Origin of the sequence: Pseudopedobacter sp. (assembly GCF_040392825.1) — a bacterium.
In the GTDB taxonomy this organism is placed as follows: Bacteria; Bacteroidota; Bacteroidia; order Sphingobacteriales; family Sphingobacteriaceae; genus Pseudopedobacter.
Genome location: NZ_JBEBVH010000015.1, coordinates 1 through 15,436, shown reverse-complemented (window position 1 = coordinate 15,436; position 15,436 = coordinate 1). Strand labels below are relative to the sequence as shown.

General features: G+C 37.1%; 12 protein-coding genes. All 12 read right to left on the bottom strand.

Features of this window, described 5'->3' with window-relative positions:
• Positions 1-175: 175 nt before the first annotated feature.
• The 12 genes from ABWO41_RS02130 to rhaT all read right to left on the bottom strand — a co-directional run bounded on the left by ABWO41_RS02130 (position 176) and on the right by rhaT (position 15,321).
• Positions 176-2,251, bottom strand: coding sequence for a cation:proton antiporter domain-containing protein (locus tag ABWO41_RS02130; protein ID WP_353132704.1), 2,076 nt, complete (start codon positions 2,249-2,251; stop codon positions 176-178).
• 9 nt (positions 2,252-2,260) lie between these two features.
• Positions 2,261-2,446, bottom strand: a complete 186-nt coding sequence (locus ABWO41_RS02125; RefSeq protein ID WP_353132701.1) for a hypothetical protein — start codon at positions 2,444-2,446, stop codon at positions 2,261-2,263.
• Positions 2,447-2,589: 143 nt separating this feature from the next.
• Entirely contained in the window at positions 2,590-3,234 is a 645-nt protein-coding gene (locus ABWO41_RS02120; RefSeq protein WP_353132698.1) for a DedA family protein, read from the bottom strand.
• Positions 3,235-3,299: 65 nt separating this feature from the next.
• Positions 3,300-4,004, bottom strand: coding sequence for a DUF4397 domain-containing protein (locus tag ABWO41_RS02115; protein WP_353132695.1), 705 nt, complete (start codon positions 4,002-4,004; stop codon positions 3,300-3,302).
• An 88-nt stretch (positions 4,005-4,092) separates the two neighbouring features.
• Positions 4,093-5,217, bottom strand: coding sequence for a DNA polymerase III subunit beta (dnaN, locus tag ABWO41_RS02110; protein WP_353132692.1), 1,125 nt, complete (start codon positions 5,215-5,217; stop codon positions 4,093-4,095).
• A gap of 44 nt (positions 5,218-5,261) precedes the next feature.
• Positions 5,262-6,944 (bottom strand): gliding motility-associated ABC transporter substrate-binding protein GldG, encoded by a 1,683-nt coding sequence (gene gldG, locus ABWO41_RS02105; RefSeq protein ID WP_353132689.1) that lies wholly within the window; start codon positions 6,942-6,944, stop codon positions 5,262-5,264.
• A complete protein-coding gene (gene gldF, locus ABWO41_RS02100) occupies positions 6,938-7,666 on the bottom strand; it encodes a gliding motility-associated ABC transporter permease subunit GldF (protein WP_353132685.1) in 729 nt (242 codons plus the stop codon). The genes gldG and gldF overlap by 7 nt, the downstream gene beginning before the upstream one ends.
• Before the next feature lies 1 nt (position 7,667).
• Positions 7,668-8,372: an ATP-binding cassette domain-containing protein gene (locus ABWO41_RS02095; protein WP_353132682.1), complete on the bottom strand. Its 705-nt coding sequence runs from the start codon at positions 8,370-8,372 to the stop codon at positions 7,668-7,670.
• Between the two features lie 853 nt (positions 8,373-9,225).
• Positions 9,226-10,581 (bottom strand): FGGY-family carbohydrate kinase, encoded by a 1,356-nt coding sequence (locus ABWO41_RS02090; protein ID WP_353132679.1) that lies wholly within the window; start codon positions 10,579-10,581, stop codon positions 9,226-9,228.
• The gene (locus tag ABWO41_RS02085; protein ID WP_353132676.1) at positions 10,582-11,856 is read right to left on the bottom strand and encodes a sugar isomerase; all 1,275 of its coding nucleotides are present in this window, start codon (positions 11,854-11,856) and stop codon (positions 10,582-10,584) included.
• A 245-nt stretch (positions 11,857-12,101) separates the two neighbouring features.
• A complete protein-coding gene (locus tag ABWO41_RS02080; protein WP_353132670.1) occupies positions 12,102-14,222 on the bottom strand; it encodes a bifunctional aldolase/short-chain dehydrogenase in 2,121 nt (706 codons plus the stop codon).
• A gap of 22 nt (positions 14,223-14,244) precedes the next feature.
• The gene (gene rhaT, locus ABWO41_RS02075; RefSeq protein WP_353132667.1) at positions 14,245-15,321 is read right to left on the bottom strand and encodes an L-rhamnose/proton symporter RhaT; all 1,077 of its coding nucleotides are present in this window, start codon (positions 15,319-15,321) and stop codon (positions 14,245-14,247) included.
• Positions 15,322-15,436: the final 115 nt, after the last annotated feature.

The window sequence follows — 15,436 nt, the reverse complement described above, 5'->3', positions numbered from 1 at the left end:
CTGAGTAGGAAACAACTATGCCATAAAATAAATACCGCTCGACATCAGTTAGAGCTGCAATACCCAAAAAACAACAGTCAATACAATCTACAGAAGTAGAATTTATTACGCAATTATCCTCACCACACCTCTGGATTTACTTTTCGTCTAAGAGAAGTTCTACATGAGAAAGACGTTATTGGGTTAAAATTAACGTAGATGGAACATCAGATAGCCATAAACTCTTAGTATCTACCAACTTTTTCCAGCTTTCAAAACTGATCAGCATGATATCCTGGTTTTTCAGAAACTGCTTATCTATCTTTCTTTCATTTAAAAGACTAATATGATTGGGTGCGTTTTGTTCTATTGCCCTGATGGATTCTTTTATCTGAGGATACTTTTTAATCTGACTGGCAGCATCCAAGATGACAACCTGCGATTTGGAACTACTTATCAGCTTCTGTGCGTACCGAAATAAAAACTCATCACTCTCTGTAAAAATCGGGATAAAAACATAATCCAGACGCTCTAAGTCTTTATCCAGCAATACACCAACCGGCACTGTACTTCTTGATACAATATGCCTGGTTCTTTCATCAAACGGAGAATTTTCAAACAAGCTCTTTCTCCCCGTTACCTGATCTATTAATCTGTCTGGATTGATAATTTTTGTAGTAAAGCCTAATATTTTCCCTAATAAGCTACCTTCAAACATAGATTGTCCCACACCTACAAGCAGCAAATCATAATCCCCTTTATTTGCCACTTCTACTATATCCGAATCAATATCATTGGTAGGCTTAAATAAGGTTGTAATTTGTTGGCTAAGCACTTTAGATTCATCTATTATCTCCACGAAGCTTTCTTTTTCATATTCCTCGATATTATAATGATGAAGCTCACTGCTCAACGACAAATGCATCGCTGTTACAGAAGCATTCGCTTTCAAACTTTTCACTAACCCATTTGCCAGTCTCAATAAAGGTCTTCCTCCTTTAGGATTTCCAAAGGATATTAAAACTTTAAATTTATCAGACAGATTTATTTGTTCATATATCTCTTCAGATTTATTTCCAAAAGCTTTATTTATAATATCCAAAGCCGGTCCGGTCATAAAAGTAGTTACCAATGCCATAATAACCATCATGGCAAAGATTTCGGGAGTTAACACACCTAAATCATAACCAATATTCAGAACAACCAACTCCATCAATCCCCGAGTGTTCATTAAAGCGCCTATTACCAGACTGTCCCTCCAATTCTGACCGACGAATTTTGCTGCCAGGGTACTTCCCAAAAATTTACCCACCACAGCTACCAAAACAATTAAGCCTGTAATTTTCCAAAGATAAGGATCGTTTAATAGCCCTATTTCTGTTCTTAGCCCTGTAAACACAAAAAATAAAGGCAGCAGCAGAACTAACGCTATGTCTTCAACCTTTTCTATAAAAATGTTTCTGAATTTCACATTCTCGGGCATAATTGCTCCTGCCATAAATGCTCCAAACAGCGCATGTATCCCTATAACTTCTGTTGCATATGAAGATAAAATCAACACCAGAAAGAAGATAGCAACAATAGGCTTGCTCAATTTGCCTCTTGAAGCATGTAAATCTCCTACTCTTTTTAAAAATGGTCTAACCACTTTTATCATAAATATTACATACAGAATAGCCAGCGCTACGATATATAAGGAACTCACAAATGAACCTGCCTTTACAATAGCTATAACTACTGCCAGAATACACCATGCTGTGATATCATCCGCTGCCGCACAAGTTATAGCTATGGTTCCCAACCTTGTTTTATGTATCCCTCTTTCCTGAACGATACGAGCTAAAACTGGAAAGGCAGTAATACTCATCGCTATTCCTAAGAATAAGCCAAAAGAAGTAAACTCAACTCCAATAGGCGCAAAGGACTCATAGATATAATATGCCAGTCCAAGACCTAATGTAAAAGGAAAGATAATACTCGCATGGCTGATTACAACGGCTTCATGAGCTTTATTTTTGAGAACGTTAAGATCCAGCTCCATACCAATAACGAACATGAACAAGATTAAACCTATCTGACTTAAAAACTGTAAATTCCCTAATGATTGAGCTGGGAAAAGTATATTCGTAAATTCCGGGTAATAAAAACCTAAGAAAGACGGACCTAAAGTAATCCCGGCTATAATCTCTCCTATTACCGTTGGTTGACCTATCTTGCTAAAAATCCATCCAAAAAAACGGGCTACCAGTATAATAGTTATTATCTGTGCCAATAAGATAGCTCATGGATGTTCTAAATTATGTTGAAGGGAATGGAGAAACTCGCCCCATTGACTTTTATCTGAACTTAACTCAACAATCTCCCTACCATCTTCCAATTTCGAACCTAAAACTATAATCCAATACATCAAGGCAGAAAATATGCCTATAGTTGCAACATAAAAGAAGCTATTCTTGAATTTTCGCATCAGTTCCTATTTATCGGACAGGAATTCTATCCGCATATCAAAATCGGTTAAAGACGTTAATTAATGATCTCTGTTACATACAGAAAGCAACCAAGAAAAAACCTAGTCAAAAAAATGCATATGCTTTTTAATCAATGCCTATCTTATTCAGATTTTCTATTTCCACGAACAACCTCTATTACTGCTGGCATAACAGAAATTACTATAATACCTAGAATAACCAAACTAAAATTCTTTTGGATAAATTCCAGGTTACCAAAATAATATCCCAGGAAAAGAAAAATTCCTACCCATACAAAACCGCCAATAACATTAAAGGAAATGAATTTCTTATAAGCCATTTCTCCAACACCGGCCACAAAAGGAGCAAATGTTCTTACAATAGGCACAAACCGGGCGTAAATAATGGTTTTCCCGCCATGTTTAACGAAGAAATTTTGTGTTTTTGTAAGGTATTCCTTTTTCAGGAATTTTATCTTTCCACTAAAAGCCTTTGCTCCGTAGTACTTCCCTATCTCATAATTTACTGTATCACCTAAAATAGCGGCAATAAACAACAACAAGGCTAACAAATAAATATTTAAACCTGTATTACCAGCTCCTATTAATGCTCCTGCCGCAAACAGTAAAGAATCTCCCGGCAAAAACGGTGTAACAACAAAACCTGTTTCGGCAAATATGATGATGAATAAAATCAGATATGTCCAAACCTGATAATCCTTAATAATTTCGCTTAAATGTTTATCTATATGAAGAATAAAGTCAATTAATGAGGTAATAAGTTCCACGTGATTATTATAAAGTTGAGAGTTAAAAGTATAAAGTTGAAAGTGTAAATTTTATATATCAGAATTTATCTATTATTCACTATTGTTATACGCTGAGAATAATCAGAAGATGAATCCTTTAAGCCGGAAATAAAAATAGTATAAACTTTCTTGGCCTCCAAACTCACATTTTCGGTAGTTAAAATCACCTGATCTGTAACATTAGCAGGAGTCAGTTTTAAACTGTAAGTACCTGCCTTTATTTCCTGAAAAGGTGAAGCAGACTGATAAAAAGCATTGGAAAAAGTTTTCTTTTCTTCTGCGTCACCTAGTCGGGTATACAAATCTACACCGTGTTCTTCAGGCGACAAATGAATAAATCTGACTTTGGCATTTGTCTTAATATTAGGTTCACTAAGATAATCTACTGTGGCCACATAAGCCAGGCCTGTATTGGTAGAATCTGCAGGGACAATAAAAAAAGAATAATCTCTATAAGGATTTAAATACAAATCTTTAGATAATGTAACGGAATCTTTTACAACCGAATGAACTTTAGCCGTTCTTCTTCCCGCAGCAAGCGTATCATAAGGATGTACTTCGCCAAACGATAATACAGAAGTAATTTTATTGGTATCTAAATAGAAATTAAACGAATCCTGTTGGGGAACCAGATTAAATACAGCTACCTGAGCTCTTCCTATTGTTCCTACTTCTGAATTATCAGAACAGGAAGTCAATATACCTCCCAATACCATAGCTCCCAATATTGCTCTATAAAAACTTTTCATCTCTGCACTGCCAATTTGGAAATAAATATACAACAAAAAGCCTGATGTTTAGAACATCAGGCTTTTTAGAAAATTCTTTTATATGCTATTAAGCATAGTTATTCAACATAACCGGCATAACCAGCATTAATACATCCTCATTCTCATCGGAAATGCTCGGGAATAATAGACCTGCTCTGTTTGGCGTAGACATTTCTAACGTTACCTCATCACCGGCGATATTATTCAGCATCTCGATTAAAAATTTCGCATTGAAACCAATCTCCATATCTTCCCCGTTATACTGACAGCCAATACGCTCGTGAGCCTCGTTTGCAAAATCTAAATCTTCGGAAGAAATATGTAATTCGCTTCCATTGATTTTTAACCTAACCTGATGCGTAGTCTTATTTGCAAAAATCACTACACGCTTTAAACAGTTAAGGAACAATCCTCTGTCTAAAATCAGTTTATTAGGATTATTCTGAGGAATTACTGCTTCATAATCCGGATATCTTTCGTCTATCAATCTACAGATCAGGCTGATATTCGCAAATTTAAAAAAAGCACTGGTTGAATTATATTCTATAGCAACATTGATATCTTCTGAAGGCAATGCTGATTTTAACAGATTTAAAGCTTTCTTGGGTAAAATAAAAGAGGTAGCAGATTCTGCTTTTGCATCATTTCTTCTATATCTTACCAATTTATGAGCGTCTGTAGCTACAAAAGTTATATTTTCTGGTGAAAGCTGACAGTACACACCCGTCATTGCCGGACGAAGCTCGTCATTACTAACCGCAAAAATAGTTTTGTTAATTGCTTCTGACAAAGCTGAAGCCGGAATATTCACTGTAGAAGCATCGTCTACCGTTGGAATTTTAGGAAAATCATCTCCATTCTCTCCGCTTAGCTTATACTTACCATCTCCGGCACTGATTTCTATGGCATAAGTCTGCTCGTCAACAGAAAAAGCAATAGGCTGTTCTGGCAACGTCTTTAAAGTATCTAATAAAATTTTAGACGGAACAGCAATTTTCCCTCCTTCTTTCGCTTCCACAGCCAGAGAAGTAATCATACTCGTCTGCAAATCCGTTGCAGAGATGACAAGATTGCCTTCTTTTATTTCGAATAAGAAGTTCTCTAAAATGGGTAGTACAGCACTGCTACTTAAAGCGCCACTTACAGACTGTAAATGCTTCAGTAATGTTGTCGTAGAAACTATGAATCTCATTATCTCGGATTATATTTTACTTATTTGTATCAAATTTATAAATTTTAACTGGCATACTTTCGTTTCCGATAGATATGTTGAAAAATACCGAATAAAATTAACAACACTACCGGTACAACTGTATTAACAATTTGCCAGTTCAATTTTTGTTCCTTCAGCTTGCCTTTATTCAGAATCCGGAGTTTGATTTCCTTGGTTCTTAGCGAAATCAAATCTGCGTCATCCACAAAGTAGTCCACAATATTCAACAAAAAAGTTTTATTTCCAAATGTTTGGGTAGTATATCTGTCAAAACCTAAAGGATAAACAGAGCCATCCTGCCCTATTTGATTTCTTAAAATATCTCCATCACTAAAAACCAACAATTTACCTGCCTTATTTTTTTCTTTGAAATTGGCCTTATTAAAGCCTTCAGGAATGGCTCTATTTCTGAAAACCGATTCAAATTCGCCCTCGACCAGTACAGCGACAAGTTTAGGTTCACTTCTGAATTTTTCCGGATCCGGAACTTCTTCCACCATATTCAAAGAAATTAAAGTTGGTGTTTGCAAAGTTCTGTTGAAGGGCGACGTCTGTAATAAAACTTGCTTGTTAAGGCCTTTAGCCGCGATGGTATCTATAGTACTGATAAACTGTGTTTTTATACCTTCCAGGTTTTTCACCAAAGGATGCCCCGACAAAGGCATAATAATAGGATAAAATAACCAGGGCACCATTTGAATTTGTCCCTGCCCCGCAATATTACCTACATTTAAAGGGATCTGGAGACAATTCATATCTCCTATCAGATCGTAATTTACACGGACGCCGTATTTAAACAATTGATCGTCTAGATTTAAATCTCTTTGAAAAGCGAGCTGTTCGCCCGAGCCACGCTGCATGCTATCCAACTCTGCATGTACCTGATCTATGGCAAAAAACACTTTCCCTCCATTAACTAAAAACTGATCTATCTTGATCTTTTCCAGCTCCGAAAATTTAGTATTTGGCTTAGGAATAATTAATACCGATAATTTATCCAAACCGGCCTGTGTAACATCCATCAGGTTTATACGACCAACTTCATAACCGTCACTTAAAGACCGCATGGCGTCTTGCAATTCTTCATCAGAAAGTTCACCATGCCCTTCGGTAAATGCAACACGGGGTTTTCCGCCGGAAATGGCTTTCTTTATTGCCGAGATAAATGCATATTCTAAATTCTGAATAGAGTTATTCAATACTTCATCTGGCCCTAAGCCCATTCTGCTTTGTAATAGTTTCACAGGAATTTCATTGCCATCATAAGAAACCATAGCTGCCGGAAAGATAATCTTCTGTGACAAACCGCTTTCTGTCTTCACACTTAGATTTGTTGGCTCCAGACCACGCTGATAAAGTTCTTCAAAAAAACTTTGCTGCTCCTGTTCATTTCTGCCATTGGTTGGATCAATGAAATCGATAGCTATATCTGCTGCAGAATAAGCTTTAAAATCGTAAAGAATATCTTTCGTTGCGCGTTGTAATCTTTTAAATCCTGCAGGAAATTCTCCATCAAGAAAAACCGTAACCCGTAAAGGCTGCTTTACCTCTTTTAGGATAGATTTTGAAATTGGGGATATTGTAAATCTTTTTTCTGCAGTAAAATCAATTCTGGTAAAGAAATACCCCGAAATGATATTTATTACCACTACAAGAACTAAAGTGGACAACAGGTACTGCAAATCTCTCTTCTTCTGGCTTACCATTTTCTACTTCTCAATATTGTTCTTGTAATCACTAAAAAAAACACAGATACACTCAGGAAATAAATTAAATCCCGGGTATCTAAAACGCCCCTGCCTACAGATTGGTAATGTTCTTCTGCTCCTAAACTCGTTATAAATAAAGAGATGTGCTGTAAAGAAAGTAACTGACTTAAAGAGTTAAACCCGCTGAACAGAAAAAAACATAAGAATACGGCTATAGAAAACGCGACGATTTGATTTTTGGTTAAAGCCGAAGCAAAAACCCCGGTCGAAGCGAAAACCGAAGCCAGCAAAACACACCCTATATATGAGCCTATTACTGCTCCTGTATCAATATTACCTACCGGATTACCTAACTGATAAACCGAAATGTAATAAACTAAAGTAGGCAACAGGGCTATAAAAACAACAAGCAGTACCGCAAAAAATTTACCCAGCAATATTTGCCAGTCTGTTAAAGGCTTTGTGGCTAAAAGCTCGAAAGTTCCCTCTTTTTTCTCTTCCGAAAAAGAACGCATGCAGATTGCCGGTATCAGGAACATGAACAGATAAGGAATGGTAGCAAATAAAGAATCTAAGCCTGCATACCCATATTCCAGGATGCTGGATTCTGGAAAAATCCAAAGAAAAAGTCCCAAAACCACTAAAAATATGGTAATGGTTACATATGCAGCCAAAGAACTGAAATAGGCAGAAAGTTCCTTGTATATAATGGTATTCATCTTAATTCGTCAGTTTTACAAAAATAGGTTCTATAGAACTTTCATTATGGGCAATTAGCAAATTTTCTATATTATCGTTCGCGACAATCTGCCCTTTGTTAATAATCACCACTCTTTGACAAATCGCTTCTACTTCCTGCATAATGTGCGTAGATAGTATTACAGTCTTAGTTTTCCCCAATTCTTTAATAAGCGACCTGACTTCTATCAACTGATTTGGATCCAAACCGGAAGTTGGTTCGTCTAAAATCAATACTTCAGGATCGTGAATAATAGCTTGGGCAATTCCGACCCTTTGCTTATAGCCCTTAGACAAATCGCCTATTTTTTTGTTTTGCTCGGGAGTAAGACCTGTTGTCGCTATTACCTCTTGAATACGTTCCTTTTTATTTGATATTTTATGAAGATCTGCTACAAAATCTAAAAACTCCTTTACATACATATCATTATAAAGCGGGTTATTTTCTGGTAAGTAACCTATTTTCTTCTTTATTTCCAGGGAAAACGTTTCCGAAGATAGACCACATACCGATACTGTACCGGAAGTCTGAGGAAGATAGCCTGTCAAAATTTTCATAGTTGTAGACTTACCCGCGCCATTTGGCCCTAAAAAACCCAGGACACCTTGTTGAGCTTCGAAAGAAATATTGTTGATTACTTGCTGTGTACCGTAAAACTTAGTTAAATTCTCTACGCTGATACTCACTTCATGATATTTTTCCCGAAGTTAATGAAATATAGGCTAAAACGGGAAAGAGCTATTTAAATTTGATAGGAGTTTAAATGAAAAGTCCGTAATTGGATTAAGTTCATGGCTCTACTATAGCCGCAGATTCAGGAACGTTATAAACCAAGCAAAACAACCCGAAAAATTTAAGCATCCAAACATTTCTTAACTTGCTTCAGAACCGCTTTTGAATTTTGAACAGTTTTCCCGAAGCAGTCTCGAAGCAGTCCCGAAGAAAACCGTCCTCAAAACCAACTGGTTTATCTGGGGTTTTCGACTTATAAATACTTATTTTTATTAACATATATCACTAAATAAACTACGTAATAAAACTATAATACGCTAAACATTAAACTTAACATGCAAAGTCTGAACTTCCTCTACTAACACCGGAATATAAAATATGCCTTGGCTGCCTTAATGGACTACGTATTAGTATATTAAATTAAAGCTTCCCAAACAGAAGAACAGCAAGCTACTGCAATAAAAGCAGCGGATGAAACATTTGCCCGTTTCGGCGATATTTTTGGCGAAGTTGAAGCTACTATGTAAGATTAAACAGAACTTTATAACCTAAGTTCGATTAATAATCCTACTCAAATAGATTTAACAAAGATTGCTTCGTCCTATCGTCCTCGCAATTACATTCATAGATACATTATTGCGAACCGAAGCGTTTGAATTGTGCGCGGGGTGAATCAATCTACTAATCAACTAAATAACAATCGAACAACTAAGGTTATACATAAAAGAGTTCCAGGAGATTAATTATAACGCTGACAGGGTAAATCTGCATCCTGAAGATAACCCTGTCAGCATTCTCTATAAAGAGTTATTCTATATTTCTTGGATAAAACCTCAACTCTATAATATTACCGGAAATAGGTGTTTTATTCCATGATTTATGAATAGCAATGGCTGTTCCTACAGCAGTAGCCTGTGCCATAGAAGCAGCAAATAACTCCTCCTTAAGAAAGGCATTTGCCATTAAGTGCATAAAGATGTCATTATTACCAAAACCACCGTCTACAAAGATTCTTCTAACACCACTGTCCTGTATAGCCAGCTTAGTCGATTTCTCTTGCTGCCTGACGATATCTATCATCAGTTGGTGGTAAGCTTCTGTTGCATTTTCGAAAACCGACAGATCTCTTTCAGCAAACTTGATATTGCCTTCTTGTGTCAATTTAGTCTTTAATGCGGCTATATACTCGGGATTGTACCTTATTGTTTTGAAAGATGAACTTCCAACTCCAAAATACTGGGCAATTCTTTTCGTTTCCTGCTCATGTTCATACCCGGCAAATAAACGGGAAGCCTTTACCGGCGTACCTTTATAGTTCATGTAACATAAACTATCCTGTTTTAACTCATCTAAGCTTAAAGGCCGATGATTAAACGGATTTAAGGATATGCACCATGTTCCTGTAGAAAGCAATATAAACGGTTCGTGAAAATTCTCTAAATATGGTATTAAAGCGGCTGAGCTATCATGCAAACCGGCACCAACCTTAAAAGAATGACCCTGAAAAGCTGTTTCCAAAACCTGATCTCCGGGTAAAATAGGAGCAAATTTTTCTGCTATCCCTTCTTCATACACCCATTTGTGATAATCATTCTTTTGAAAATCCCACAAATTGGTATGGCAGCCAATACTGGTTATATCGGTAAACACCTTCCCCGTTACCAAATAACTTAGGTATTGTGGTAAATGTAAAGCATATTTTATCTTTTTGAACAACTCTGGCCGCTCGTACTTTATGCGATAAAGCTGCATACCAGAATTTAAGCTCCCAAGGACAGGAGAAGCTGTGTTTTTAGCAAACTCTTCTTCTCCGCCGTAGGTGTTATAAAATTGTTTTAAAAGATGCTCTGGATATGGTTTCAAATAATTGTATAAAGGGGCAACAGGTAAACCATCTTCCCCTATATACACAAAACTTGCACCATAAGTAGAAAAGTTGAGCGCTTTGATTTCGAACTCCTCTTTCCTTAAGACTTCCGACAAGGAGTCGAAAACCGAAAGCCTAAGGCTTTCCAGGTTCTCGCAGGGATCTCCGTCTTCGTCTACTGTCTCTATAAAACGGGCAGATTTTTCATATACAATACGATAATGCTCGTCAAATAAGAACAGCTTTTTATTGGTTTTACCCACATCAAAAACTGCTATTACGGGTTTCTTAGTCATCTATAATCCAGTTGCTACCGTAACGGCACCTCTTTCTTCTGTTAATTTTTCTCTTACTTTTAAATTCCTGAACATTTCAACAGGATTCAATGCTCCACCAGCTCTTAATCTGGATTCAGCAACAATTGAACGAACATCTGTTCTGAAAGCGTTTTGTAAAATCTCTTGTGCTTTTACCACATCGTTTGCCTGCTGAGCTTCTGTTAAAGCTTTCCTGTCTACTAACAAAGCTTGGGCATAAGCAATCTTAATAGCTTCTACAGATTGTAATAAATCTACTAACGGATCTTTTAAGTTGTGAGATGCATCAATCATCCAACCTAAACCAGTTGCATGATCTATTCCTTTTGCATCCATACCATCAACCAACTCGTTAAAGATTAAGAACAATTGATAAGGTTTAATTGCTCCTGCTGTTAAATCGTCATCGGCATATTTAGAATCGTTGAAGTGGAAACCGCCCAATTTACCTTCCATAAGCAATAAAGCGACAATCTGTTCGATATTGACATTTGGTTGGTGGTGGCCCAGATCTACCAAGGTATACGCTTTTTCTCCCAATTTATTAGCCAATAATAAAGATTGTCCCCAATCTGCAATAGTGGTTGAATAGAAATTAGGTTCGAAACCTTTATACTCTACAAACATTTTCCAATCTGCAGGTAAGTGTTTGTAGATTTCTTTTAAAGACTCCAACGTATTTTGAAAAGCTTCGCGGAAATTTAGCTGCCCGGGAAAAGATGACCCATCCGCTAACCAAACCGTTAGAGCTTTAGAACCCAAAGCGACGCCATGTTTAATAACCTCTATATTATGGTCTACTGCCTGTTTCCTTACTTTAGGATCTACATGATGTAAGGAACCAAACTTATAGCTATGTTCCTGACCTTTTTGATCCTGGAACGTATTGGAGTTAACCGCGTCAAAACCTAAACCATGAGATGCTGCCAATGATTTAATTTTCTCTGCGTCTGATGGAATATCCCAGGGAATATGCAACGAAATTGCTCCGCTGGATTGGTTTAATTTATGCAATAAACCTACGTCTTCTATCTTTTGTTCCAGGGTTCCAGGTTCACCCGGACCTGAGAAACGGCCAAAACGCGTACCACCTGTTCCCAATGCCCATGAAGGAATAGCGATCTGGAATACTTTTAACTTTTCTACAATTTCTTCAATATTGGAAATATCCTCAGAAACAAATTGGAATTTTCTTTGGTGAACATTCAGGTTTTCCTGATTATGCTGTTCAATTTGATATCCTTCTATTTTCATTAGTTATCAGTTATTAGTTGGTTCGTTGTGAGAAGCCTCACTCCCAACCCCTCTCCTCCAAAGGAGTCCCTTCGGGACGAAAGAGAGGGGAGCAGGACTGTGCTATTTACAATATTACAAGTCTTAAATTGAAAGTTTCACCTCCAAAAAGTACTATCTTTTGTAAAACTGAGTTCCAATTCTCAACACTTCGGTCCTCGGTCCTCGGACTTATTACTTAAGACTTATTACTTAAAACTTATTACTTACCTAACAAATGCCATTGCAACACCGCCGTCAACGTTTAACACGTTTCCAGTAGATTTGTTCAATAAACCTCCAGTGAATGCAAAACAAGCGTTAGCGATATCGTCTGGCAAAATAATTTCGTTTAACAAAGTGCGTTTAGCATAATATGCAGGAAGTTCAGCTACCGTAATTCCGTAAGCCTTGGCTCTTCCTTCTGCCCATCCGCCTGCCCAGATGTTACTGTCAGAAATCACGGCATCCGGGTTTACTACGTTAACGCGAATATGATCTGCTCCTAATTCCGCAGCATTCAATCGGCTTAAATGTAACTGAGCAGATTTAGCACTTCCGTAACCTGCGTTGTTTGGCCCGCTCACCAAAGCATTTTTACTTACAATGTTGATGATATCACCACCAATAGCTTGTTTTTTCAACACTTTTACCGCGCCCTGAGTTACAAAGAACTGACCTTTCACCAATACGTCATATAAGATATCCCAATCTTTTTCTGTATGATCTTCGATAGATTTAGAGATTGATAATCCTGCATTGTTTACAATAATATCTACACCACCGAAAGCTAAAGCGGCCTGCGCAAATGCCTCTTCAATCTGATCTTCCTTAGTTACATCTAAAATAGCTGTAGCATAGGAATCGCGACCAAATTCTTTTCTGAACTCTTCTCCAGCACCTTCTAAACGCTCGGCATTCATATCATTCAAAACAACTACCGCGCCCTCTTTAACGAATTTCTTGGCAATAGCTTTACCTATACCGCCAGCACTACCTGTTATTAGAGCAATTTTTCCTGATAGTGCCTTTGGTTTAGGCATACGTTGCAATTTGGCTTCTTCCAATAGCCAATATTCAATATCAAATGCTTCCTGGCGAGGTAATGAAGTATATTCAGAAATGGCTTCTGCCCCTTTCATTACGTTAATTGCATTGGTATAAAACTCTGCCGCTACCCTTGCAGTTTGTTTGTCTTTAGAGAAAGCAAACATTCCCACTCCCGGATAAAGAATAATTACCGGATTGGCGTCACGAACGGCCGGGCTGTTATAGTGTTTGCAAGTATTATAATAATCTGTATACATTTGACGGTAAGCTTCAAATGCCGGTGCTAATTTTTCTTTGATAGCTGCAACATCCGAAAGGTCTTCGTCTTTTGTTAAATCTAAAACCAAAGGAGAAATTTTTGTTCTTAAGAAATGGTCTGGACAACTTGTTCCCAGCGGAGCTAATCGCTCTAAATCATTGGAGTTAATAAATTCCAATACTCTTGCATCATCTGTGAAATGACCTATCATATGTCTTTCACTTGAACAGAAGCCTCTTAAAACAGGAGCAATTTTAGCCGCTTGTTTTTTTCTGTCTTCTGCAGAAAGGCTTTCTACTTTTTGTCCTCCGAATACAGGTCCTTTTTTTCCATAATTAGCTTCCAGGTACTCAGCACATTTCTCAATGACTTCTAAGGTGTTTACATAACTTTCATAAGCTGTATCTCCCCAGGTAAACAAACCGTGAGAACCCAACATAATTCCTCTGATTCCCGGATTCTCATCCAAACATTGTTTCAGTTGTAAACCCAGATCGAAACCTGGTCTTTGCCATTCTACCCAACCTATTGTCCCACCAAATAATTCCTGAGTGATTTTCTTTCCATCTTTTGCTGCTGCAATTGCAATCGCTGCATCCGGATGCAGGTGATCTATATGTTTAAATGGTAAAAATCCGTGTAAAGGTGTATCTATTGAAGGTGCTTTAGAAGCTAAATCATAAATGCAGTGATTGAACAGTTCGACCATTTCATCTTCATGCTCGATTCCTCGGTAAACGTTTTTAAGACTTCTTAGTCTGTCTACATAAAGTGCGGCTAAACCACTTTTTGTTAAAGTACCTATATCACCACCAGAACCTTTAATCCACATGATTTCGGTTTCCTGACCAGTCAATGGATCTTTAGCCATTGCTTTACAAGATGTATTTCCTCCACCGTAGTTTGTCAATCTTAAATCCGCACCCAATAAGTTTGAGCGATAAATCAATAATGCTACTTCGTCACCTGCTAATTTAGCAGCTTCTGCTTCATCCCATAAGTAGCTTACGTGTTTAAAACTTGTTGCTTTAACCGACATTATAATAAATATTTACTTGTTTTTATTTAATTGAGTTTCCGTATCCCACAATAAATACAGAAAGCAATAAAATCACCAGTCCTATCAACAATGTTATGATAGTCGATTTTTTTACTCCTTTCCATTCCTTTAATATCAAGCCCCATGTATTCGCAATTAGTATAATGAACACCATGTGGAGAATCCAGGAGCTCGCGCCATTGCCCAGCTTACTTTCTGCCATTCCGTAGAAAAAGAACTGCAAAAACCAGGTAGTACCAGCCAGTGCACAGAAGATATAGTTTTTTAGTAATGGAGTTTTTGAATTGGTATAATCTCCAAAAGTTTTGTTTTTAGAGTTGAGGTACAAACACCATAATAAATTAGTTGTTAATCCTCCCAATAGGATGATAACATAAGTTACATTATTCTGATATAAAAACTCGCCTTGTCCAGGATTTAAAGCTTTCCAGGCTTCATTTGCTTCGTGAGCCATATCTTTTCCGGCATCAATACCAAAAGCAAAACAAGCGCTAAGAACACCTGAAATAATGGAAACTGTTAAGCCTAACCCTACTTTGTATTCTGTGTTTTCATTTCCACTGTCCTTTTCTTTTAGATCATTTTCTTTCATCACACCTGCCTTACCACAGATAATGATACCTATAACAGATATTACAATTCCGATAAGTACCATTTGTCCCCAAGGACTGTGTAACAGATCAGAAAATGAATCTTTTCCGGCAGACGGATTAATATCATAATAAATTGAAGGAATTAATGCTCCAAATACAGAGCATAACCCTAAAATAATAGAGCTTCCCAATGCGACGCCAAGGTATCTCACCCCCAAACCGTATGTGAGACCACCTATTCCCCATAAGACTCCAAAGAAATAAGTTAACCAAAGGATATTTCCATTGGTATGTTTAATAATATCTACATAGCCCGGAATGGTTAAATACGCAGCCAAAGGAGGAACGATTAACCATGAAAACAAACCTCCAACTATCCAATAACTTTCCCAGGACCATCCCTTTACTTTTTTATAAGGGATATAGAAGCTTCCCGATGCGAAACCTCCAATAAAGTGAAAAATAATTCCGAGTATCGTTTGCATTTATGAGTATAATTTAAGTTAAGCTAATTTAGATAGTTAACTTTATACTTCTGTCATGCACTGTTATGCCATAAGGTAATTTAGAAGATTGATGTAGAACTGTATTCAGGAAATT